Annotated in this window: 22 protein-coding genes; 9 read left to right on the top strand and 13 right to left on the bottom strand. The window is 76.1% G+C overall.

Annotated elements, in window-relative coordinates; genetic code table 11:
- Positions 1 to 34: 34 nt before the first annotated feature.
- Complete coding sequence (map, locus tag PHK61_RS22910) at positions 35 to 820, top strand: type I methionyl aminopeptidase (RefSeq protein ID WP_274283333.1); 786 nt, start codon at positions 35 to 37, stop codon at positions 818 to 820.
- Positions 821 to 842: 22 nt separating this feature from the next.
- Here the strand turns inward: map and PHK61_RS22915 are convergent, their stop codons facing one another.
- Entirely contained in the window at positions 843 to 1475 is a 633-nt protein-coding gene (locus tag PHK61_RS22915; protein ID WP_274283334.1) for a hypothetical protein, read from the bottom strand.
- Positions 1476 to 1557: 82 nt separating this feature from the next.
- Here PHK61_RS22915 and PHK61_RS22920 point away from each other — a divergent pair, with 82 nt between their 5' ends.
- The gene (locus PHK61_RS22920) at positions 1558 to 2088 is read left to right on the top strand and encodes an ester cyclase (protein WP_274283335.1); all 531 of its coding nucleotides are present in this window, start codon (positions 1558 to 1560) and stop codon (positions 2086 to 2088) included.
- Here the strand turns inward: PHK61_RS22920 and PHK61_RS22925 are convergent.
- The 3 genes from PHK61_RS22925 to PHK61_RS22935 all read right to left on the bottom strand — a co-directional run bounded on the left by PHK61_RS22925 (position 2085) and on the right by PHK61_RS22935 (position 3965).
- Positions 2085 to 2324, bottom strand: coding sequence for a helix-turn-helix domain-containing protein (locus PHK61_RS22925; RefSeq protein WP_274283336.1), 240 nt, complete (start codon positions 2322 to 2324; stop codon positions 2085 to 2087). The two genes, PHK61_RS22920 and PHK61_RS22925, sit on opposite strands and share 4 nt — an antisense overlap.
- A gap of 151 nt (positions 2325 to 2475) precedes the next feature.
- Positions 2476 to 3141 (bottom strand): MT-A70 family methyltransferase, encoded by a 666-nt coding sequence (locus PHK61_RS22930; RefSeq protein WP_274283337.1) that lies wholly within the window; start codon positions 3139 to 3141, stop codon positions 2476 to 2478.
- Positions 3142 to 3218: 77 nt separating this feature from the next.
- The gene (locus PHK61_RS22935; protein ID WP_274283338.1) at positions 3219 to 3965 is read right to left on the bottom strand and encodes a BglII/BstYI family type II restriction endonuclease; all 747 of its coding nucleotides are present in this window, start codon (positions 3963 to 3965) and stop codon (positions 3219 to 3221) included.
- A 122-nt stretch (positions 3966 to 4087) separates the two neighbouring features.
- Between PHK61_RS22935 and PHK61_RS22940 the strand changes: the two genes are divergently transcribed.
- The 3 genes from PHK61_RS22940 (at position 4088) to PHK61_RS22950 (ending at position 7976) form a co-directional block, all read left to right on the top strand.
- Complete coding sequence (locus PHK61_RS22940) at positions 4088 to 5602, top strand: glycosyltransferase family 39 protein (protein ID WP_274283339.1); 1515 nt, start codon at positions 4088 to 4090, stop codon at positions 5600 to 5602.
- 21 nt (positions 5603 to 5623) lie between these two features.
- Complete coding sequence (locus PHK61_RS22945; protein WP_274283340.1) at positions 5624 to 7114, top strand: alpha/beta hydrolase; 1491 nt, start codon at positions 5624 to 5626, stop codon at positions 7112 to 7114.
- Between the two features lie 73 nt (positions 7115 to 7187).
- A complete protein-coding gene (locus tag PHK61_RS22950; RefSeq protein ID WP_274283341.1) occupies positions 7188 to 7976 on the top strand; it encodes a class I SAM-dependent methyltransferase in 789 nt (262 codons plus the stop codon).
- Here the strand turns inward: PHK61_RS22950 and PHK61_RS22955 are convergent.
- The 7 genes from PHK61_RS22955 to mug all read right to left on the bottom strand — a co-directional run bounded on the left by PHK61_RS22955 (position 7973) and on the right by mug (position 16908).
- Complete coding sequence (locus PHK61_RS22955; RefSeq protein ID WP_274283342.1) at positions 7973 to 8290, bottom strand: DUF5313 family protein; 318 nt, start codon at positions 8288 to 8290, stop codon at positions 7973 to 7975. The two genes, PHK61_RS22950 and PHK61_RS22955, sit on opposite strands and share 4 nt — an antisense overlap.
- Positions 8287 to 11241, bottom strand: coding sequence for an FAD-binding and (Fe-S)-binding domain-containing protein (locus tag PHK61_RS22960; RefSeq protein ID WP_274283343.1), 2955 nt, complete (start codon positions 11239 to 11241; stop codon positions 8287 to 8289). The genes PHK61_RS22955 and PHK61_RS22960 overlap by 4 nt, the downstream gene beginning before the upstream one ends.
- Before the next feature lie 6 nt (positions 11242 to 11247).
- Positions 11248 to 12471, bottom strand: coding sequence for an amidohydrolase family protein (locus PHK61_RS22965; protein WP_274283344.1), 1224 nt, complete (start codon positions 12469 to 12471; stop codon positions 11248 to 11250).
- Entirely contained in the window at positions 12444 to 13169 is a 726-nt protein-coding gene (pepE, locus tag PHK61_RS22970) for a dipeptidase PepE (RefSeq protein ID WP_274283345.1), read from the bottom strand. Before pepE ends, PHK61_RS22965 begins: the two co-directional genes overlap by 28 nt.
- A gap of 407 nt (positions 13170 to 13576) precedes the next feature.
- Positions 13577 to 15289, bottom strand: a complete 1713-nt coding sequence (locus tag PHK61_RS22975) for a GMC oxidoreductase (RefSeq protein WP_274283346.1) — start codon at positions 15287 to 15289, stop codon at positions 13577 to 13579.
- 48 nt (positions 15290 to 15337) lie between these two features.
- On the bottom strand, positions 15338 to 16318 hold the full coding sequence (locus PHK61_RS22980; RefSeq protein ID WP_274283347.1) for an NADPH:quinone reductase: 981 nt from the start codon (positions 16316 to 16318) through the stop codon (positions 15338 to 15340).
- 29 nt (positions 16319 to 16347) lie between these two features.
- Positions 16348 to 16908: a G/U mismatch-specific DNA glycosylase gene (mug, locus tag PHK61_RS22985; RefSeq protein WP_274283404.1), complete on the bottom strand. Its 561-nt coding sequence runs from the start codon at positions 16906 to 16908 to the stop codon at positions 16348 to 16350.
- Positions 16909 to 17014: 106 nt separating this feature from the next.
- Here mug and PHK61_RS22990 point away from each other — a divergent pair, with 106 nt between their 5' ends.
- Together PHK61_RS22990 and PHK61_RS22995 are read left to right on the top strand one after the other, a co-directional pair.
- Positions 17015 to 17317 (top strand): hypothetical protein, encoded by a 303-nt coding sequence (locus PHK61_RS22990; protein ID WP_274283348.1) that lies wholly within the window; start codon positions 17015 to 17017, stop codon positions 17315 to 17317.
- Positions 17314 to 18717 (top strand): alpha/beta hydrolase, encoded by a 1404-nt coding sequence (locus PHK61_RS22995; protein WP_274283349.1) that lies wholly within the window; start codon positions 17314 to 17316, stop codon positions 18715 to 18717. Before PHK61_RS22990 ends, PHK61_RS22995 begins: the two co-directional genes overlap by 4 nt.
- Before the next feature lie 90 nt (positions 18718 to 18807).
- Here PHK61_RS22995 and PHK61_RS23000 read toward each other — a convergent pair whose 3' ends face one another.
- Positions 18808 to 19599, bottom strand: coding sequence for a hypothetical protein (locus PHK61_RS23000; RefSeq protein ID WP_274283350.1), 792 nt, complete (start codon positions 19597 to 19599; stop codon positions 18808 to 18810).
- A gap of 146 nt (positions 19600 to 19745) precedes the next feature.
- On the opposite strand from PHK61_RS23000, the gene PHK61_RS23005 reads away from it, so the two are divergent.
- Positions 19746 to 20273 carry a peptidylprolyl isomerase gene (locus PHK61_RS23005; protein ID WP_274283351.1) on the top strand — a complete coding sequence of 176 codons (528 nt, stop codon included), beginning with the start codon at positions 19746 to 19748 and terminating at the stop codon, positions 20271 to 20273.
- Positions 20274 to 20295: 22 nt separating this feature from the next.
- Positions 20296 to 21174 carry a rhomboid family intramembrane serine protease gene (locus PHK61_RS23010; RefSeq protein WP_274283352.1) on the top strand — a complete coding sequence of 293 codons (879 nt, stop codon included), beginning with the start codon at positions 20296 to 20298 and terminating at the stop codon, positions 21172 to 21174.
- On the opposite strand, the gene PHK61_RS23015 is transcribed toward PHK61_RS23010, so the two are convergent.
- The gene (locus PHK61_RS23015; protein WP_274283353.1) at positions 21082 to 21615 is read right to left on the bottom strand and encodes a PH domain-containing protein; all 534 of its coding nucleotides are present in this window, start codon (positions 21613 to 21615) and stop codon (positions 21082 to 21084) included. The two genes, PHK61_RS23010 and PHK61_RS23015, sit on opposite strands and share 93 nt — an antisense overlap.
- Between the last annotated feature and the right edge of the window lie 5 nt (positions 21616 to 21620).

Genomic DNA, 21620 nt, shown 5'->3' on the forward strand with positions numbered 1-21620 from the left:
GGGTGGTCAGGAGGCCGGTGTCTAGGGTCGGGGCATGCTGCGGCGTGCCGAGATCGAGCTCAAGACCGGCGGCGAGGTGGACGCCATGCGCGAGGCCGGCCGGGTGGTCGCCCGCTGCCTCGACGCCGTGCGGGCCGCGGCCGCGCCCGGGGTCTCGCTGAAGGAGCTCGACGGCGTCGCCCACGACGTGATGACCGAGGCCGGCGCCGTGCCCGCGTTCCTCGACTACCACCCGCACTTCGCGCCGAGCCCGTTCCCGGGCGTCATCTGCGCGAGCGTCAACGACGCGGTCGTGCACGCGATCCCCGGGCCCCACCGCCTCGCCGAGGGCGACCTGCTGAGCATCGACTGCGGCGCGTTCCTCGACGGCTGGTGCGGGGACGCGGCGTTCAGCGCGGTCGTCGGCGCCGACCCCGACCCGGCGGACCTCGCCCTCATCGCCACCACCGAGCGCTCACTGGAGGCCGGGATCGCCGCGGTCCGGCCCGGCGCCCGGCTCGGCGACCTCGGCGCCGCGATCAGCGGCGTCGCCCGGGCCGCCGGCTACGGGATGCTCGCCGACCACGGCGGCCACGGGATCGGGCGCGCCATGCACGAGCCGCCGCACGTGCCCAACGAGGGCCGCGCCGGCAAGGGGATGAAGCTGCGGGCCGGCATGGTCATCGCGATCGAGCCGATGCTGCACGCCGGCGGCGGGGACGACTACGTGCACGACGACGACGGGTGGACCCTGCGCACCGCCGACGGCAGCCGTGCCGCGCACGCCGAGCACACCGTCGCCGTCACCGACGACGGGCCCCGCATCCTGACGCTCCTCTGAGCCCACGCTCCCGGAGCGGACCTCAGCTCTGGCTGGCCGCGCGCCGGTTCTGCTCGTCGTCCTGCGGCGAGTCGCCCTGCGACGACCCCTCGCGCGGGGCCTCGGCGCGCTCGCGGTGCGCCTGCTCCCACGCCGAGTCGTCGCGCGCGGCGTCCTCCCCGCCGTCGGAGGACGGCTTGCGCCGCACGCCCCGCCGGTCCAGTCGGTGCAGCTGGCCGTTGCCGTCGCGGCCCCAGTGGGTGCCGTGGGAGTCGGTGAAGCGCATCTCGGGCACCGCCGGTGCCGAGTACAGCTCGTCGCGGCTGACGTCGTCGTGCCCGAACGGCAGCGAGTGGATCTCGTCGCTCGCCGGGGGCAGCAGCGCCATCGACACACTGTGCTGCTCGTCGCTCGACGGCAGGCTGAACAGGCACCGCACCTGGAAGACCGGCGAGTCGCCGCCGTTGTGCACGCAGAGCACGTAGTCCTCGTCGCGGTCGTGCCGCGCGCCCTCGTCGAGCCACGCCGTGACGCCCTGGGCCTGCTGCTCCTGCCGGACCTCGACCTGGTCCTTGCGGTTGAGCAGCATGATCCAGACATAGGCGGCGAAGCCGAGCAGGGAGCCGGCGCTGCCGATCGCCGACACCCACTGGGCGGCGAGCTGGGAAGTGCTCATCGGTGCTGGTCACCATCCGGGACGTTCGGGGAGTCTCGGACGAGGAGGTGCCCGCGCGGCCCGACCTCTACGCTCCCGTCCCGTGAGCTCCGCGCCCGCCCCGGACCCGCCCCGCCCGACCCCGCCGACCGGCGCCTCGCCCGGCGCGCTCGTCCGCTGGACGATCGACGTGATCAACTCCCACGACGCCGAGGCGTTGCGGCAGGTGTACGTGCCGACGATCCGCGCGCGCTTCCCCCCGCGCACCGTGCGCGGCGCGGACGACCTCGTGGCGTGGTGGCGCGGGGTGTTCGCGGCCGTGCCCGACCTCGCGCTCACGATCGAGGGCCTGGCCGAGAGCGGCACGCGCGAGGACGGCGAGGTGTTCCTGCGCTGGCGCCTCACGGGCCACCACTCGGGTGCCGAGTGGGAGGGCCTGGAGGCCACGGGCGCCGCGGTCGACCTCGACGGGATGGACCACTTCGTCGTGCAGGGCGGCGCCCTCGCGAGCAACTTCGTGATCTTCGATCAGATGCAGTTCGCGCGGCAGATCGGGCTCCTGCCCGCCGAGGGGTCGCGCCTCGAGGTCGGGCTCCGGCGCGGCTTCAACGCGCTGGCCCGCCGGCGGCGCTAGCTCGAGCTCTTGCTGCCGTCCTTGCGGCTGCGGCCCTGCGTGCCGCCGCGGCCGCGGAACTCGACGCCCGCGTCCACGAGCAGGCGGCGGACCCGGCCGATGCTGTAGCCGGTCTCGGCGCAGATCTCACGGATGCTGGCGCCCTTCTGGTACCGCTTGAGCAGTTCGCTGCCCAGTTTGGAGCGCTCCGCCCCCGTCACCCGCTGGTTGCGCGCCAGCTCTGGTGTCTTCGCCATACGGGGAAGTATCACAGCGCGTGGCCGAATGTCGCCACTGTCGAGGATTACTCCTGAGTCAAGCGGTCGCACGCGTACTGCGAACGAGATCAAGGTCCGTCCGACGGCCCAGCGACGTGACGGGGCGTGAGAGAAACAGTCCAGCCGTGTACTACCTGTAGGCGGGGTACTGACGGCCGCGCGGGGCCACGTCCTCGGCCGACTCGGCGCCCCAGCTCGACCACCCCGGGCGCGCGTAGCGGGCGAACATCTCGAGGTACGGCCCCGGCGAGCAGGCCTCGATGAGGTCGTAGGCCTCCTCGGGCTTGCGGGAGTGCTCGCGCTTGCGGGTCTCGATCATGTTGACCTGGCGCCGGCCCGGGTCGAGCGTGCGCAGGGAGCCCCGGACACCGAAGAGGATCAGCTCGGTGACGTTGCGGAAGTAGAAGCCCACGCCCCGCCCGTCCGGACCGCCGTCCTTGCGGCGCTTGGCCCACACGAGGTTGCTCACGTACCGGAAGCCCCAGCCCTGCATCACCGCGAGGCCCTCGGGCAGCAGGGCGTTGGGCACCCAGAGGTAGAGGTGCGCGTTGGCCGACACGACGTCCGCCACCGGCAGCGAAGCGATCTCGGGCGCGCTCATCGTGTCGTAGCGGTCGAGGCGGCGGTGCTCGGGCGCGACCTTGCCGGTGCGGTTGGTGAACCGCCACGGCGGGTCGGCGTACACGCAGGAGAAGCCGCCCGCCGTCCGGGGGAGCGCGATGCTCTCCAGGGGCGTCGCGTCCGCGCGCAGCGGCGTCGCGCGCACACGTCGTGGCGCGTCCTCCGCCAGGGTCATCGTCTCGGGCCTCCTCGCCGGGGTCGGGGCGGGCGGGACGCTAGCGCCGGGGTCCGACAGCCCCGGGGGATCCGCGGTCACAGCAGGCCGTCCGTGAGCATCAGCGGCGCCGGGGGCTCGGGACGCGCGCGCTCGCCGTCCGCGGGCGCCCAGCAGCGGCGCGAGATCGCCACGGCGAGCAGCGGGCAGCCGCCGGCGTCGCCGCGCGTCATGCGCGACTCGAGCTTGCCGAGGTGGGTGGTGGTCGAGGTCGACAGCCTGCTGCGCACCTCGTCGTCGCTGCCCCCGGCCGCGCGGGTCAGCTCGCGGGCGAGCTCGCGCAGGTCGTCGTGGGTGCGGGTGAGCAGGACCGCGCCGTCGATGAGGCCCGCGTCGTAGAGCGCGCGGTAGGCGCCGATGTCGCGGTCGAGGTTGCCGTCCTTGGCGTTCCACTCGACGTCGAGCGCGACCCGGCCCTTGACGTTGTCGACCTTGTAGCCCTCGTTGACGACCTCGCTCTCGCGCACCGTCACGCCGACCTCGCCGGCCGGTGCCCAGGGCTGCACCTGCAGGCGGGAGGTCACCACCGTGTCCACGCGGCCCTCGCGCCAGCCGCGGGCGCGGAAGGCGGCGTTGAGCCGGGCGGCGAGCCGGGACTCGTTGCCGCCGGCCTCGACGAGGTCGGCGGTGGTGAGGGCGAAGTCGGCGAGGACCGCGCAGATCTCGGCGAACTCCTCGCGGCTCGTCGCGGCCAGGACGGCGGCGGCGTTGCGCGTCTCGCGGAGCTCGTAGCGCCCGGCCACGTCCGGCGGCACGACCGTCGACCACCCCTGCGTGAGCTCCATCGCGGCACAGTCTCGCACCACGATCCGCGCGGGCCCGCCGGCGTGGCCGGGGCCCTGACGGGCCGCTGTGACGAATCGCCTAGGGTCCCTCGAATGGGTCACCTCCCCGCTGGAGATCCCCGGTGACCACCACGGCCCCCCTGCCGGTCGTCGCACCCCCCGTCCCGGAGACGCCGGCCGCCGTGCGCGTGGCCTGGCGCCCGCTGCTCGTGCTGGCCGGTGCGGTCGCGCTCGTGCACGGGGTCAGCTCCGCCTGGTACGGCGCGTTCGGCGACGAGCTGTACTTCATCGGCGCGGGCCGTCACCTCGCGTGGGGCTACGCCGACCAGCCGCCGCTCGTGCCGTGGCTCGCCGCGGCGCTCGACGCGCTGGCGCCCGGCAACCTGGTGGTGCTGCGCCTGCCCGCCACGCTGACCAGCGCCGCGCACGTCCTGGTCGGCGCCCTGATCGCGGCCGAGATGGGCGGCCGGCGCCGCGCGCAGCTGCTCGCCGGCGCCGCCGTCGCGATCTCCCCGTTCCTCCTCGCCACCGGCCACCTGCTCGCCACCTCGACGCTCGACCCGTTCCTGTGGTCCCTGCTGCTGTGGCTCGTCGTGCGCTGGCTCCGGACGCGGCGCGACCTGCTGCTGCTCGCCGCCGGCCTCGTGCTGGCGGTGGCCCTGGCCGTGAAGTTCCTCGTGCCCGTCCTCGTCGCGGGGCTGGCCGTCGGCGTGCTCGTGGCCGGGCCGCGCCGGTTGCTGGGCCGGCCGCTGCTGTGGGTCGGGCTGGTCCTCGCGGCCGCCTCGACGGTGCCGACGCTGCTCTGGCAGGCCGCGCACGGGTGGCCGCAGCTGCACATGGGCGAGGTCGTCGCCGGCGAGGGCGGGCTCACGGGCAACCGGTGGAGCTTCCTGCCCATCGCCGGCTGGGACGTCGGCCTCGTGCCCGGCATGGTGCTCGCCGGCGTCGGGCTCGGGGCGCTCCTGCGGAGCGACGCCCTGCGGCCCTTCCGCGCCGTGGGGATCGCCGCCGTCGCCACCACCGCGGCCATGATCGTCGCCGGTGGGCGGCCCTACTACGTCATGGGCCTCGCCGCGGTCCTCCTCGCCGCCGGCGCGGTGGCGCTGCAGGACCGGCGCCCGGCGCGCTGGTGGAGCTGGTCGGTGTCGGTGCCCGCGTACGTGGCGTCCGCGCTGGTCGTCGCCGTCATCGCGCTGCCGCTGGGGCCGGCGTCGTGGCGCGTCGAGCGGGGCGACTTCCTCGCCGGGGGCCAGGTCGGCTGGCAGAGCCTCGCCGCCGACACCGCCGCCGCCCACCGCGCCCTTCCCCCCGAGCAGCGGGCGCGCACCACCGTGCTCGCCTGGTCCTACTGGTACGCCGCCGCCCTCGACGTGTACGGGCCGGGCGCCGGGCTCCCCCCGGTCTACAGCGGCCACCGCGGGTACGCGTTCCTCGGCCCGCCTCCCGACAGCGCCACCGCGGCGCTGCTCGTCGGGCCCGTCGAGGGCGCCGCGCAGCTCTGCGGCACGATCACGCCGCTGCCGCCGCACCGCGACCCGAGCGCCAACGCCGTGATCAACGGCGACGTCCCGCTCGCCCTGTGCACGCTGCGCGCCCCCTGGTCGGCGTCGTGGGCGTCGGTCACACACATGCGCTGATCCCCGGCCCATGATGGGGCCGTGAGACGCGGCCACCGACGAACCCGGGCGCTGCTCGCCGTCCTCGTGCTCGCCGCGGTGGTGGGCTGCGCCGGGCGGGCCGGCCCGGGACCGCGGGAGGCCGAGCCCGCCGCGCCGCCGATGGGGACGAACGGGGCGCCCGTGCCGGCCCTCGACTGGCGCGCGTGCGGCGGCTCCCAGTGCGCCGACGTCGTCGTCCCGCTCGACTACCGCCGCCCGACCGGCCCGACGATCTCGCTCGCGGTGCTGCGGATGCCCGCCACGGACCCCGCGGCGCGGATCGGGACGCTGGTCGTCAACTACGGCGGCCCGGGCACGCCGGGGACGTCGAGCCTGCGGCGCCTCGCGGGCCGCTTCGACGCGCTGCGCGCCCGCTTCGACCTCGTGGCGATCGACCCGCGCGGCACCGGCGCCTCGTCGCCCGTGGCGTGCGGTCCGTTCGGCGGCGACCGGGTGCCCGTGCCCGCCGGCCCCGCGCGCACCCCGGAGTTCTGGGCGTCGGCGGCCGAGCCCGGGCGGGCGTGCCTCGCCGGGACCGGCGAGCGCCTGGGCCACCTGTCGACCGCCAACGCCGCCCGCGACGTCGACCTCGTCCGGCAGGCGCTCGGCGAGCAGACCGTCAGCCTCTACGGCTACTCGTACGGCACGTACTCGGCGGCCACCTACGCGAACCTGTTCCCGGCCCACACCCGCGCGATGGTGCTCGACGGCAGCCTCGACCTCGTCGCCAACGCCGCCGGCGCGCCCGGCACCGAGCGGGTGCCGGTGGACGTGCGGGCGGCGGTCAGCGAGGCGTGGGAGGAGACGTTCGGGGTGGCCCTCGACCGGTGCGCCGCCGGCCCCGCCTGCCCGCTGGGTCCCGACGCGCGGGCCCGCGCCACCGACGTCGTGGCGGCCGCGGCGAGCGGCACCCTGGGCGCCACGACCTCCGCCGACCTCGTGGCGCGCATCGACCGCGCCCTGCAGACCGAGGGCCGGCTGCCCGGGCTGATGCGCGCGCTCGGCGCGCTGGCGCCGGGCGCGCCGCCCTCGGGCGGGCGGATCCCGCTGCCCGCCGCCCCGTGGGCGCCGGAGCACTCGCCGTCCTACCTCGCGGTCCAGTGCACCGACAGCGTGACGCCCTCCGCCGCCGACATGGACGCGGCCGTGGTCGCCGAGCAGGCCGCGCACCCGATCGTCGGGGCCTCCACGGCGCTCAACCACGCGATGTGCGTCGACTGGCCCGCCATCGACCCCGACCGCTACCTCGGCCCGTGGAACGCGCCGCTGGCCGCGCCCGCCCTGCTGGTGAACTCGCGCTGGGACCCGACGACCCCGCTCGCGGACGCCCGCGCGACGGCCTCGCAGCTCGCGGCGGCCCACGTGCTCGTCGTCGACGCCATCGGCCACACGACCCTCGACGCGCCGAGCCGCTGCGCCGCCGAGGCCTACACCGCCTACCTGCTCGACCCGCGCGTCACGCCGCCCGAGCAGTGCCCGGCGGGGCTCTGACGGGTCCGCGACTACCGGCCGCCGCGCGGGTGCGCGAGGGTGACGGCATCGCGAGCGGACCCGGGAGGTCGACGTGGCGGAAGCCCTGCGCCCCTACATCCTCGACGACGCGGCGACGGTCGAATACCAGCGCTTGGACCTCATGTCGAAGATCCTCGATCCGTGGACCCGCCGCTACCTCGACGGGATCGGCGTCGGGCCCGGCTGGCGGTGCCTCGAGCTCGGCGGCGGCAACGGCAGCGTCGCCGAGTGGCTCTGCGAGGTCGTGGGCACGTCGGGGAGCGTGACCTCGGTCGACATCAACACCGCGCTGCTCGACCTGGTCCCCGCCCAGAACCTCACCGTGGCGCAGGCGGACGTCCGGACCAGCGAGCTCCCCGGCGGCGGCTACGACCTCGTGTCCTGCCGCGCGATGCTGCACCAGATCGCGGAGCAGGCCCCGGCGGTGCTCGGGAAGATGGCCGCGGCGGTCCGGCCGGGCGGGTGGCTGCTGGTCCAGGAGCCGGACTTCCACCTCGCGCCGACCACCGAGCCCGCCGCCTGGGCCGACACCTGGTCGGCGATCCTCGGGTGGGGACGCGACAACGGCGTCGACTGGTTCATCGGCCGCCGCCTGCCCCGGATGGTCGTCGACGCCGGGTTCGCGCGCCCGCAGGCCTCCACCGACGTGGAGAACATCCGCGGCGGCGAGCGGGGCGCGCTCTACTTCAAGCTCTTCTTCGCCGAGGTGCGCGACCGGGTCCTCGCCGCCGGCGGGCTGGACGCGGCGACCCTCGACGCGGCCACAGCCCTGCTCGACGACCCGACCTGCTGGACCCAGTGCTGGATGATGACCGCCGTGTGGGGGCGCAAGGCCGGCTAGTCCTCGTCGCGGAGGACGACCTCGGGCAGGTAGCCGTGCTGGTAGAGCCGTTTCTCGCGGACCATCGGCGAGAACAGCGTGGCCATGAACAGGGTCGAGACCAGCACGAACACCGGCAGGGCGACCTTCAGCCACACCGGCCCGGGCAGCAGCGCCAGCAGCGCGGCGGGCGTGGCCTGCACCGCGGAGCGGGCGAGGTGGCGCAGGAACCAGGTCCGGCAGGTCAGGTCGTGCAGCACCCACGGGGCGTACCGGACCGGCAGCCGCGCCCCGAACGCGTAGGCGATCCAGCGCAGGACGCCCGGGCGGGTCATCGCGCGGCGGCCGCCGGGGCGCGTTCTCCGGACCCCCGGGCCGACCGCAGGCCCAGCGCCGTCGCCGCGACGTGGGCGAGGTGCACCGGCTCGGAGCCCGCCTCGAGCTGGCGGATCTGGGTGCGGCACGAGAAGCCGTCGGCGAGCACCGCGGTGTCCGGGTCGGCGGCGCGCACCGCGGGCATGAGCCCCCGCTCGGCGCACGCCGTCGAGACCTCGTAGTGCCCCTCCTCGAACCCGAAGTTGCCCGCCAGCCCGCAGCAGCCCTCGTCGAGCACCCGCACGTCGACCCCGAGGGCGTCGAGCACCGCCCGGTCGGCGTCGAAGCCCATCGCCGCGTACTGGTGACAGTGGATCTGGGCGACGGCCTTCTGCCCGGAGCGGACGGCGCCGGCCCGCAGCTCGTCGGTGTGCTGCGCGAGGACCTCGGCGAGCGTGCGCGTCGACTTCTCGAGCCGGACGGCGTCCTCGTCCCCGGGTCCGAGGAGCTCGACCACGTCCTGGCGCAGCGCGGCGGTGCACGAGGGCTCCAGGCCGACCACGGGGACGCCGTCGTCGAGCCACGGCTTGACGACGTCGAGGCTGCGCCGGGCGACCGCGCGCGCGGTGTCGAGCTGGCCGGTGGTGTGCCAGGTCAGCCCGCAGCAGACCTGCCCGGTCGGCAGCTCGACGCGGTAGCCGAGGTGCTCGAGCACGGCGATCGCGTCGAGGGCGAGGTCGGGGTCGAACGTCGAGGTGAACGTGTCGGGCCAGAGCAGCACGCGGGGCTGGGTGCTGTCGGCGTGGGCGCGCCGGTCGCCCACGAGGCGGCGCAGCGGACGCGGGGCGAGCGGCGGGATCTCGCGCTGCGGGGCGATGCCCCCGAGCCGCTTCGCGATCGACGCCAGGGCGGGCCGGCGCGCCAGCGCGTTGGCCACCCGGGGCAGGCCCGGGACGGCGGTGGCGAGGCGCAGCCAGCGCGGCAGGTGGCCCATCGACCAGTGGCTGCGCGGGCGGTGCCGTGCCCGGCCCGCGTAGTGCTGGGCGAGGAACTCGGCCTTGTAGGTGGCCATGTCCACGCCGACCGGGCAGTCGCGCTGGCAGGCCTTGCAGCTCAGGCACAGGTCGAGCGCGTCGCGGACCTCGGTGGAGCGCCAGCCGTCGGGCACCAGCTGCCCGCTGGCCATCTCGAACAGCATCCGGGCGCGCCCGCGGGTGGAGTGGCTCTCCTCGCCGGTGACGCGGTAGCTCGGGCACATGTAGCCGCCCGAGTCGGAGATGCACTTCGCGACGCCGATGCAGCGGCGGCTGGCGCGGGTGAAGCTGCCGCGGTCGTCGGTGTAGGCGAGCTCGGTGCTCGGGCCGATGGTGGGCACGCCGACGAACACCTTGAGGTCGGCGTCCATCGGGGCCGGGTCGACGACGCGGCCCGGGTTCATGCGGCCCTCGGGGTCCCAGACGGCCTTGAACGCGCCGAACGCCTCGAGCAGCCGCGGGGAGTAGGTGCGTGCGAGCAGCTCGGCGCGCGCCTGGCCGTCGCCGTGCTCGCCGGAGACGGAGCCCCCGTGCGCGGCGACGAGGTCGGCGGCGTCGGTGAGGAAGGCGCGGAAGTTCGCCAGGCCGGGCCGGGTGAGCAGGTCGAAGTCGATGCGCACGTGCAGGCAGCCGTCGCCGAAGTGCCCGTAGTAGGCGCCCCGGCGGCCGTGCCGGGCCAGCAGCGCGTCGAACTCGCGCAGGTAGGCGCCCATCTGCGCGGGCGGCACGGCGGCGTCCTCCCAGCCGGGCCAGGCCTCGCCGCCGTCGGGGGACCGGGTGACGATGCCCGACCCGTCCTCGCGGATCTTCCACAGCGCGCGCTGCGCCGTGGGCTCCGAGACGACCTTGACGCTCGCGCCGTAGCGCGCCATCTCGCGGCCGATCGCCTCGGCCCGGGCGGTGGCCTCGGCGCGGTCGGCGCCGCCGGTCTCGACGTAGAGCCAGCCCTTGCCCTCGGGCAGGGCCTCGTGGGTGCGGTCGTCCGGGCGGCTCGCGCGCAGCGCCCCGATGACCCCGACGTCCATGCCCTCGATCGTCAGCGGGGCGTGCTCGCGGATGGGCATGACGTGGTCGGCGGCGGTGTAGGCGTCGGGGAACCCGAGCACGCACAGCGCCCGCGCCGGCGGGGACTCGACCAGGTCGACGGTCGCCTCGAGGATCGTCGCGCACGTGCCCTCGGTGCCGACCAGCGCCCGGGCGAGGTCGAAGGACCGGTCCGGCAGCAGCTGCTCGAGGTTGTAGCCGCTGACCCGCCGGGTCATCCCCTCGACGACGAGCTCGTCGCGGATGGTGGCGTCGTAGCGGTCGCGCAGCGTCCGCAGCTCGCGGTGGACCGCGCCCTCGCGGCCGGGCAGCATCGCCGCCGCCTCGAGGTCCGGAGTGGGGCCGACACCCATCCGCGTGCCGTCGGCCAGCACCACCTCGAGCGCGCGCACGTTGTCGACGGTCTTGCCCCATGCCACGGAGTGCGACCCGCACGCGTTGTTGGCGATCATCCCGCCGAGCGTGCAGCGGTTGTGCGTCGAGGGATCGGGGCCGAACGTCAGGCCGAAGGGGCGGGCGGCCTCGCGCAGGTCGTCGAGGACGACGCCGGGCTGGACGCGGGCGGTCCGGGCGTCCGGGTCGATCTCCAGCACGCGGGTGAGGTGGCGGGAGAAGTCGATGACGACCGCCTCGTTGACGGCCTGGCCGCCGATGCTCGTGCTCGCGCCGCGCGGCAGCAGCGGCACCCCGTGGCGGCGGGTGACGTCGACGACCGCCTCGACGTCGTCGATGTCGACGGGCTGCACGACGCCGATCGGCACGTGGCGGTAGTTCGACGCGTCCGCCGACCACATGGCCTTGCTCGCCGTGTCGAACCGGACCCGGCCGCGGACGGCCGAGCGCAGGTCCTCGGCGAGGAGGGAGTCACGGGACGGGCGACGCGTGGCGGTCATCGGGGATCAGTTTGCGCCGGTCGACGAGCCTTCGCCGCCCGGGGCCCGCGTGAGGTCGGCGACGGGGGTCCGCGGTGCCCGATCGAGGAGGCCGGTGGGGGCGTCCGGGGCGTCGAGGAGGACCAGGTCCGCCCGGGCGCCGGGCACGACGTCGTGGTGCCCGTCGCCGAGCAGTGCGGCCGCCTCGGCGGTGCCCATGTCGAGCAGTGTGTCGAGAGCGAGGCCCTGCATGTGGCCGAGGAGCAGGGCGGCGTCGAGGAGGTCGACGGTCCCGAACGGGGTGAAGGCGTTGCGGACGTTGTTCGACGAGTACGCGACGCGCACGCCGACGTCGCGCAGCTCCCGGACCGGGGCCGACGCACCGACGAGGTAGAGGTCGGTGGGCGGGAGGACGACGACGCCGACGCCCGCGGCGGCGAGCGCGTCGGCGGTGCGGCGCCGGCGGTCGTCGCCGAGGCCGGCGAGGGTCGTGACGTGGCCGAGGACGACGCGGCCTCCCATGCCGGCGGCCCGGGTCATCGTGGCGATCTCGGCGGCGAGGTCGTGGCGCGGGTCGGCGACACGCCCACCCTCCCCGGCGGCGAAGTCCGCGTGCACGTCGACCGGCACGCCGTGGTGCTCGGCGAGGTCGAGGACGTCGCGGACGTGGTCGCGGCAGGCGTCGACGTCGTCCTCGGCGTAGCTGCACGCGCCGAGCACGTCGGCGCCGCGGCGCAGGGCCTCGACGAGCAGGTCGCGGGTGCCCGGGCGGGCCGCGATGCCCTCCTGCGGGAACGCGACGACCTGCAGCGCGATCCGTCCCGCCCACTCCTCCCGGAGCTCCAGGAGGACGTCGAGGCTCGCCAGGCCGACGGTGGGGTCGACGTCGACGGGCGTGCGGACGCGCGTGGTGCCGGCGGCGTGGGCGCGGGTGAGCACGTCGGTGGCGCGGGCGCGCACGTCGTCGGGCGTGAACCGCGCCTTGTGCTCGGCGGTACGGGCGACGGCGGCGTCGAGGCCGGCGTCCGGGTCGGGGCCGGGGTCGAGCATGGCCTTGTCGAGGTGCAGGTGGGGCTCGACGAGGCCGGGGAGGACGAGCCTGCCGGCGCCGTTCTTCCTCGGCGTCTCCCCGTGTCGCTCGAGACCCGGACCGACCGCGCTGATCCGTCCGTCGTCGACGGCGACGTCGACGGGCCCGGCGTGGTGCCGGGTGCGGACGTCGGTCAGGAGGTAGGTGTCGCGAGCAGCCACGTCAGGTCGGTACCCGCCGCGAGCTCCGCCGGCTCGTGGCCGCGGCGGAAGAGGCGCGCGGTGTGGCCGTCGAGGGTGAGGGTGTCGTCGCGGTGGAGCAGCCACGCGCCCTCGCGCAGCCCGATGACGGCGACGGCGTTCTCCTCGTGGAACTCCTGGATGCGCTGCTCGCGGGTCTCGCCGCGGTGGGTCGAGTGCGGGTCCGGGTCGAGGTAGTGCGGGTTGATCTGCACGGGGATGCGGCCGACGGCGTCGTACCCGCCGGGGTCGACGATCGGCATGTCGTTGGTCGTCATGATCGTCGGGCAGGCGAGGTTGGAGCCGGCGCTGGCGCCGGCGTACCCCAGGTCGGTCCGTTGCCTCAGCGCGTCGAGCACGCCGTTGTCGCCCGTGCGCCGGCGCAGGCGGAACGTGTTGCCGCCGCCGACGAACACGGTCTCGCGGTCGGGGTCGGCATCGCGGATCGTCGCGGCGGGGTCGGGCTCGCGGTGCAGACCGCGGACGTCGAGGGGACCGAGGACGTTCTCCAGCGCCTCGGCGACGAAGCCGGTGTACGCGTCGAGGTCGCCGCCCGCCCACGCCGCGAACCACAGCGTCCGGTCTCCGAGGTGCGCGCGCAGCGGCTCGGCGGCGTGCGCGAACGGCACCGCGGCCCCGGGCGGGCGGGAGTTGGAGAACAGCAGCGCGTCGGCGGGCACCTATCGATCCCACCATGGTCGCGAGGGACGGGGTGTCTCGTCGGCGTGGCGGCCACGTTGACGTTCACCGTCAGCTTCCCCACCGGCTCGATCCCGCCCGGCGATGAGCGCTGCATGGTCGCGGCGTCCGGCGGGCCCGATGACCCGGCCTCTCCGGGTGATCACGGGCACCTCATGCGCATCGCCGCGCCCTCGCAGAGGCGTGGTGTACCCGTGATCTCCGCTGCCGCGGGGGCCGGCGTCCGCCGCAGCGGAGATCGTCGTGGCTCTCCTGACGTTCGACGTCGATGTGCCGGGCTGGGACACCCCCGGGCCCCGAGAACCCTCTCGGCGTGTCGCGCGGGCGAGGATGTGGCGATCCTGGCGTCACACGCCAGCGATGCCGCATCGCTCGCACCGGCGGGGCGCTACACCGGGGTGCGCGGGGGGACGGAAGGGGTGCCGAGGGGCACGAGGCGCAGGGCGCCCGGGGCGTCGGCGGGGACGACGGGGGCGTGCGGGGCGACCGGGTCCACGCGGCGGTACGCCGACCCGAGCGGCGGGCGCGGGTCGGGCTCGCCCTTGTTCGGCCAGAACGCCATCGCCCGCTCGGCCTGCGCGGTGATCGTCAGCGACGGGTTCACGCCGAGGTTCGCCGAGAGCGCCGAGCCGTCGACGACGTGCAGGCCCGGGTGCCCGAACAGGCGCTGGTAGCCGTCGACCACGCCCGTCTCCGCCGAGTCGCCGATCGGGCAGCCGCCGATGAAGTGCGCGGTCATCGGCATGTTCACCGCCTCGCCCCAGGTGCCGCCGGGATCGCCGTCGATGATCTCGGCGAGCCGCCGGGTGGTCTCGTTCGCCGCCGGGATCCACGTCGGGTTCGGGGTGCCGTGGCCCTGGCGCGAGACGAGGCGCCCGAAGCGCCGGCGCACGGTGATCGAGTTGTCCAGCGACTGCATGACCAGCGCGATCACGGTGCGCTCCGACCAGTGCCGCTTGTCCAGCGAGCGCGCGAACACCCGCGGGTGGCGCACCATGCCGCCCAGCAGCTTGAGCAGGCGCGGCACCCGCCCGCCGCCGTCGGTCATCAGCGTCGTCAGCAGGCCCATCGCGTTCGACCCGCGCCCGTAGCGGCACGGCTCGATGTGCGTGTCGTCGTCGGGGTGCCACGACGAGGTGATCGCGACGCCGCGGGTGAAGTCGCGCGGCCCGCCGGGCTCCGGGGCGCGGTGTGCCATCGCGCCGACCAGTGCCTCGGAGTTGGTGCGGGTGAGCTCGCCGAGGCGCCGGGACACCCGCGGCAGCACGCCGGTGTCGCGCAGGCGGTGCAGCAGCGACTGCGTGCCCCACGTGCCCGCGGCGAGCACGACCTGGTCGGCCGTGAACGTCGTGCGTCCCCGTCCCCGGGTCGCGCGCGTCTCCACCACGTAGCCCGACGGCGACGGGCGGACCGTGCGCACGGTCGTCTCCGAGTGCACGGCGGCCCCGGCGCGCTCGGCCAGCGCCAGGTAGTTGGTCTCGAGGGTGTTCTTGGCGCCGTGCCGGCAGCCGGTCATGCACTCGCCGCACTCGAGGCACCCCGTGCGCGCCGGCCCCGCGCCGCCGAAGAACGGGTCGGGAGCCGTGACGCCGGGGCCGGCACCGAAGTACACGCCGACCTGCGTCGGGGCCACCGTGTCGCCGCGCCCCCGCTCCTCGGCGACCTGGCGCATGACCACGTCCGACGGGGTCACCGACGGCTGCGTGACGACGCCGAGCATCCGGCTCGCCTGGTCGTAGAACGGGTCGAGCTCGTCGCGCCAGTCGGTCAGCGACGCCCACTGCGGGTCGCGGTAGAACGCGTCGTTCTTCGGGCGGTAGAGCGTGTTCGCGTAGTTCAGCGAGCCCCCGCCGACGCCCGCACCGGCGAGCACCACGACGTCGCGCAGCACGTGGATCCGCTGGATGCCGTAGCAGCCGAGCTTCGGCGCCCAGAGGAAGTTCCGGATGTCCCACGACGTTGCCGGCAGCGTCTCGGGCGTGAACCGTCGCCCCGCCTCGAGGACCCCGACCCGGTAGCCCTTCTCCGCGAGCCGCAGCGCCGTGACGCTGCCCCCGAACCCGGACCCGACGACGAGCACGTCGTAATCGTGTGGTGGCACCGCAGGACGGTAACCCGCCAGTAGCTGTAACACCAGGTCACAGGTACATCAGGGCGTGAGGATCACCTTGCCGACGGCACCGTGCTCCACCGCCTCGTGCGCGGCGACGATGTCGTCGAGCCCGTAGCGGGTCACCGGCAGCGGCGAGAGCGCGCCCTCGCCCGCCGCGTCCGCGGTCCAGGCCACCGCGGCGTCCAGCTCGTCGGCGGGCACGCCGTAGAGCAGCACGTAGCTGATCGAGGTGTTGGCGACCATGAGCCGGCGGGTCGGGATCACCGGGTCGTCCGGCTCGTTGGCGTACACCGCGATCACCGTGCCCGCCCCGGCGAGCGCGAGGTCGAGCTCGAGGTTCGCGCCGAGCGCGACCTCCACGACCCGGTCGACGCGGTCGGTGAACCCCTGGATCCGCTCGACCACGCCGGGCTCGCGGTAGTTCACGACGAGGTCGGCGCCCGCGGCCCGCGCGAGCTCGCCCTTCTCCTCGGAGCTCACGGTGGTGACGACGCGGGCGCCGGCGTGCTTGGCGAGCTCGATCGCGTAGTGGCCGACCGCGCCGGCGCCGCCGGCCACGAGCACCGTGCGGTCGCGCAACGCCTCCCGGCCCTCGCCGCGCACGAGCAGGCAGTGCGCCGCGGTCACCGCCGGCACGCCGAGGCAGGCGCCGAGCTCGTCGGGCGCGTCGCCCGGCAGCGGCACGGCCCGCCCGACCGGCACGACGGCGTACTCCGCCGCCGTGCCGTAGCGGTTCTGGAACGCCGCGAGGTGCAGCCAGACGCGCTGCCCGGACAGCGACGGGTCCACGCCCCGGCCGACCGCGTCGACCACCCCGACGCCGTCCTGGTGGGGGATCTGGAACGTCTCGGGGTCCTGCCCGGTGAGACCCGCGCGGGTCTTCCAGTCCGTCGGGTTGACCCCGGAGGCCGTGATGCGGACGCGGACCTCGCCGGCCCCGGGCTCGGGGGTCTCGACGTCCTCCACCGAGAGCACCTCGGCGGCCGGTCCGGTGCGGCGGTAGAGCGCTGCCTTCATGTCCGCCCAGTTCCCCCCGCGGGCCACGTCTACCCCGCTACCTCGCGCAGCGCGCGGAACGCCGCCGCCAGGGTCGCCGGGGTCTGGTGGGCGTTGAGCCCGCTCGGGTTGGGCAGCACCCACAGCCCCGTCGGGCCGAGCGTGCGCTCCTGGCGGCCCGCGGCGGCGCGCCGGTCGCCGAACGCGACCCGGTAGGCGCCGATCCCCACGACGGCGAGCCACCGCGGGGCGACGTCCGCGACGAGGGCGCGCAGCCGCTCGCCGCCCGCGACCAGCTCGGCGTCGTCGAGCTCGTCGGCGCGCGCGGTCGCCCGCGGCGCCACGTTGGTGACACCGAGGCCGAGGGACGGGAGCAGACCCTGCTCGGACGGGGCGAACAGCCGCGGCGTGAACCCGGACGCGTGCAGCGCGGGCCAGAACCGGTTGCCGGGACGGGCGAAGTGGTGCCCGGTGAACGCCGAGACGAGCCCGGGGTTGATGCCGCAGAACAGCACGCGCACGGGCGGGTCGCCGGGCCCGGGCAGGACGTCGGGCAGCAGGCGCGAGCGCGCGGCCTCGAGCTCGTCCTGGGTCGGTGCCACGGAGGGCAGTATCGCCCGCCCACGATCGTCCGGCTGCCGTCCCCATCGGCCGGGTGCGTCCCCAGGCCGCCGAACCCGCGGGATCCCCGGCGGGGCGCGCCGCGTCGGACCCGGTGTGGACGAACAGGACGGGTCGGCGGTGCGGCCCGAGGAGCTGCGGGAGGCCGGGGCGGCGTGCGTCGCCGCCGGGCTCGAGGTGCCGGTGGGCGCGCCGGCGGAGGCGGTGCGCGGAACGGAGGTGGACCCGGGGGGAGGCGCCGGGGCGGCGGCCGCCGCGCTGGCCGAGCGGTGGGAGGCCGCGCACGCGCAGTGGTGCGCCGACCTCGTGGCCCACGGCGAGGCGCTGGCCGCGGCCGCGGTCGCCTACGTCGCCGGGGACGGGGCCGCGGCCACGGGCCTGATGGGCGCGGGCGGGTGAGCGCTCCACCGGCGCTCGCGGCGGCGCGCCTGCTCGCGGCCCGCCGGGGTCTGGCGCGGGCCGCGGAGGTGCTCGCCGACCCGGCGCCCGGCTGGCGCGGTCCGGCCGCGCAGGAGGCCGCGACCGCGCGTGCCGCCCTGCTCCGCGGACACGAGGCCCTGCTCGACGACCTCGACGGCGTGCTCACCGCGCTCGGGGTCGCGGCGCTCGCCCTCGGCGTCGGCACCCCGCCCCGCGCCGTCGACGCCGCGCTGGCGACGGCCCTCGACGCCGCCGGGCGCGCCGCACCCCCGACCGTGCCGGCGACCGCGCCCGCCGGTGTCCCCGGGCTCGACCCCGGCGCGGTGGCGCGCTGGTGGGCGGGCCTCGACCCCGACGCGCGGGCGGCGCTCGAGAGCGACCGCCCCGCCCTGGTCGGCGGCCTCGACGGGCTCCCGGCCGCGGTGCGTGACCGCGCCAATCGGCGGGTCCTCGCCGCGGAGCAGGAGCAGGCGCGCGCCGAGGAGAGCGCGGTCCGCGACCGTCTCGCACGCAGCCGCGACCCGGCCGAGCTCGCGCGCTTCGGCGGTGAGCTGCACGAGGTCCGCGCGCGGCTCGCCCGGCTCGGCGCAGTGGCCGCGGCCGTCGACCGGCCCGACCGCGCGCTGCTGGACCTCGAGGTGGACCGGCACCCGGCCGCCGGTCAGGGCGTCCGCGCGGCCGTGGCCCGGGGCGACGTCGACACCGCCGCGCACGTCGGGGTGTTCACGCCCGGGTTCACCACCGGGGTCGACGAGCTGCCCGCCCGCCTCGGCGAGCTCGACGCGCTGGCCGCCGCGGCGGGTCCGGGCACGGCCGCGGTCGCCTGGTACGGCTACGACGCGCCACAGCTCGGCGAGGTCGCCGACCCCGACCGCTCGGTCCTCGCCCGCGGGCCCGCCGAGGAGGGCGGCCGGCGGCTGGCCTCGTTCCTCGAGGGGCTCGACGCGGCGCGACCCGACGACGCGCACGTCACCGCGGTCGGCCACTCCTACGGTTCGGTGGTCACGGCCGCGGCGGTGACCCCCGCGAGCGGCGTCGACGACGTCGTCTACCTCGGCAGCCCGGGGGTGGGGCCGCTGCCGGGACGTCCACCGGGGCACGCCTGGGTGGTCGAGGCGGCCGGCGACCCGACGGCGGACACCGCCTGGTTCGGCCCCGACCCCAACCGGACGCCGGGCGTCACCGGGCTCTCGGCGCGCGAGGTGGCGCTGCCCGACGGGCGGGTGCTCGCCGAGTCGCGCGGCCACCACCACTACCTCACGCCGGGCTCGACGAGCGCGCAGAACGTCGCCGCGGTGATCGGGGGACGCCCGCAGGACGCGGTGCTCGACCGGGGCGTCGACGCGGGCGACCGCCTGCGCCGGCTGGTGGGCCGGTGACCTGGGGCCCGGCGCGCGCGAACGGCCCGCCCCCGGTCCGCGAGGGACCGGGGGCGGGCCGTCCCGACGAGCGGGTGCGGCCGGAGCGGGTTACTCCTTGCCGCCGGTGGCGGGCTTGTCGGAGGACACCGCGCCGTTGGAGGTCGAGCCGCTCACGGCGTCGGTGGCCGTGTGCGTCGGGATCTCCTGGCTGCTCGCCGGGGCGGGCGACACCGGCGTCGTCCCGGCGGGCTTCTCGGTGCTCACCGGACGCGGCCGCGGGGCGGGCGGCGGCGGGGGCGGCAGCTCCGGCTCGCGGCGGGTGGCCACGACGGCCGCGCCGGCGCCCAGCAGGGCGATGACGACCAGCCAGAGGCCCCAGCGGCGACGCTTCTTCGGCTCCTCGGGCTCGATGCGGGCCGCCAGGTCCTTGCGGACCGAGACCAGGCCCTCCTCCAGCTGGCCGCGGACCGTCTCGCCGAGGTCGCGGAGCTCGTCGGCGCTGGTGGGCACCGGCGAGTCCTCGAGGCGCTTGCGGGCCTCCTTGGCGTAGCCCTTGGCCTGCTTGCGGGCCTCCTTGGCGGCCTTGTTGGCGCGCTTGCGGGTCTCCGCGCGGGCCTCCTGGGCGCGCGCACGGGCCTCGGCCTGCGCCTCCTCGGCACGCCGGCGGGCCTCGGCGCGGGCGTCGAGCACCCGCTGACGGGCCTCGTCGGCGGCCTTGCGGACGTCCTTGCGGACCTCCGCGCGCTTCTTCGCGCCCTGCTTGCGGGCCTTCTCACGGTCCTTGCGGGCCTGCTCCGCGGCCTTCTGCGCGCGCTTCTCGGCCTTCTTGCGGGCGCGCTGGCCCTCCTTGCGCAGATCGTCCAGGTCCTCCCTGGCGCCGATCAGAGTCTTGCTGCTCAACGACTTCACCTCACTCGTCGGTGGGCGGCCATGATGCCCCCGGCCCTCTGGTGCAGGTGCCCGACCCGCCGGGCCGTCACACCCGCTACTCCGTTCGAAGGTCGCCACCGTCCCTCGCCCGACAGTCCTAGTGGCACGATGGCCCGGTGACCACCGCCGACACCCAGACCGCCACGCTGCACACCTCGAACGGGGACATCAACCTGGTGCTGTTCCCCAACGAGGCGCCCAAGACCGTCGCGAACTTCACGGGGCTGGCGACCGGCGAGCAGTCGTACAGCGAGCCCAATGCCAAGGGCGGCAGCAACGGGCCGTTCTACGACGGCACCATCTTCCACCGCGTGATCGCGGGCTTCATGCTGCAGACCGGAGACCCCACGGGCACCGGACGCGGGGGCCCGGGCTACAAGTTCGCCGACGAGTTCCACCCCGACCTGCGCTTCGACCGGCCCTACCTGCTGGCCATGGCCAACGCGGGGCCCGGCACCAACGGCTCCCAGTTCTTCATCACCGTCGCGCCCACGACGTGGCTCAACCGCAAGCACACCATCTTCGGTGAGGTCGCCGACCAGGCCTCGCGCGACGTCGTCGACTCGATCGCCGCGACCGCCACCGGTCCCGGCGACCGCCCCGTGCAGGACATCGTCATCACCTCGGTGACGGTCGGCTCCTGAGCACCACGACGGCGAGGACGGGGTGACCGCGCCGGGCGGGCCGACGGCCGGGCCCGACGCGTCGCCGGTGTGCGTCCGGCACCCGGACCGGCCGACGGCTCTGGCCTGCACCCGGTGCGGGCGCCCGGCGTGCCCGGACTGCCTGCGCCCGGCGCCGGTCGGCGCGCACTGCGTCGACTGCATCGCGGAGGCCAACCGCGCCGCGGCGGCGACCCGCCCGCGGACGGTGGCCGGCGGCCGGGTCGCCTCGGACGCGCGGCCGGTCGTCACGACGACGCTGATCGTCGTCAACCTCGTCGTCTTCGTGCTCACCGCGCTGTCGGCCGGCAGCGTGTGGACGAACTACGCGTCGCCGTGGGTGGAGGCGACGTGGCTCGTGCCCGCCGACGTCGCCGCCGGCCAGTGGTGGCGGCTGGTCACGGCGGGCTTCCTGCACATCGGGCCGCTGCACGTCGCGGTCAACATGTTCGCGTTGTGGGTGCTGGGCCGGGACCTCGAGCTCGTCCTCGGCCGGTTGCGGTTCTCGCTGCTCTACGGGGTGTCGCTGCTCGGCAGCTCGGTCGCCGTGGTGCTGCTCGGCGAGCCCGCGCGTCCCGTCGCCGGCGCGTCCGGTGCGGTGTTCGGGCTGATGGGCGCCCTGCTCGTGGTGCTGCGCCGCCTGCGGATGAACCAGGGCCCGGCGCTGCTGACCATCGGCATCAACGTCGTGCTGAGCTTCACGATCCCGGGCCTGTCGCTGCTCGGGCACCTCGGCGGTCTCGTCACGGGCGTGCTCGTCGCCGTCGTGCTCGTGCACGGCCCGGCCCGCTCACGTCCCGCGGCCGGGCTCCTCGCCGTCGGCGGGATCGTCGTGGTGCTGATCGCCCTGGTCGCGGTCCGCTCGCTCGCGCTGGCCGCCTGAAGGCGCGCCCGACGCCCGCCGCCCCGCCCGGGCGCGCCGGTCCTGCAGGGCGTCGGCGACCTCCACCGGGTCGGTGCCGAGCTCGAGACGCCCCAGCACGAGCAGGCGGCCGTCCTCGTCGGCGTCCCGGACCTCCACCTCGAGGTAGGCCGCGGGCAGACCCATCCGGCGCATGCGCACCGCGCGCACGGCGTCCACCCGGGCCCAGGGCCAGGAGCGCCGGCCGGAGACACCGCGCAGCACGAGGCCGTCGTCGTCGGCGCGCAGCCGTGGCCGCGCGAACGCCCCGAACGCGGCGCCGAGCGCGAGGGCGAGCGCCGCGAGCCCGGTGAGCAGGCGCCCGGGCGGGTCGGTGGCGGCCACCGCCCAGGCACCCAGCCCGAGCGCGCCGGCCACCGCGAGGCCGACCGCGGGCCACGGCGGGGCCCAGGAATCGGTCATCGGGA

Source organism: Actinomycetospora lutea (genome assembly GCF_028737205.1).
Taxonomy (GTDB): domain Bacteria; phylum Actinomycetota; class Actinomycetes; order Mycobacteriales; family Pseudonocardiaceae; genus Actinomycetospora; species Actinomycetospora lutea.

Bases quoted from the DNA above. Each gene is read 5' to 3' on its own strand.
- PHK61_RS22915 (WP_274283334.1), bottom strand. From the start codon at position 1,475: ATGAGCACTTCCCAGCTCGCCGCCCAGTGGGTGTCGGCGATCGGCAGC.
- PHK61_RS22960 (WP_274283343.1), bottom strand. From the start codon at position 11,241: ATGACCGCCACGCGTCGCCCGTCCCGTGACTCCCTCCTCGCCGAGGAC.
- PHK61_RS22980 (WP_274283347.1), bottom strand. From the start codon at position 16,318: ATGAAGGCAGCGCTCTACCGCCGCACCGGACCGGCCGCCGAGGTGCTC.
- PHK61_RS22955 (WP_274283342.1), bottom strand. From the start codon at position 8,290: ATGACCCGCCCGGGCGTCCTGCGCTGGATCGCCTACGCGTTCGGGGCG.
- PHK61_RS22935 (WP_274283338.1), bottom strand. From the start codon at position 3,965: ATGGAGCTCACGCAGGGGTGGTCGACGGTCGTGCCGCCGGACGTGGCC.
- PHK61_RS23015 (WP_274283353.1), bottom strand. From the start codon at position 21,615: ATGACCGATTCCTGGGCCCCGCCGTGGCCCGCGGTCGGCCTCGCGGTG.
- PHK61_RS22930 (WP_274283337.1), bottom strand. From the start codon at position 3,141: ATGACCCTGGCGGAGGACGCGCCACGACGTGTGCGCGCGACGCCGCTG.
- map (WP_274283333.1), top strand. From the start codon at position 35: ATGCTGCGGCGTGCCGAGATCGAGCTCAAGACCGGCGGCGAGGTGGAC.
- PHK61_RS22925 (WP_274283336.1), bottom strand. From the start codon at position 2,324: ATGGCGAAGACACCAGAGCTGGCGCGCAACCAGCGGGTGACGGGGGCG.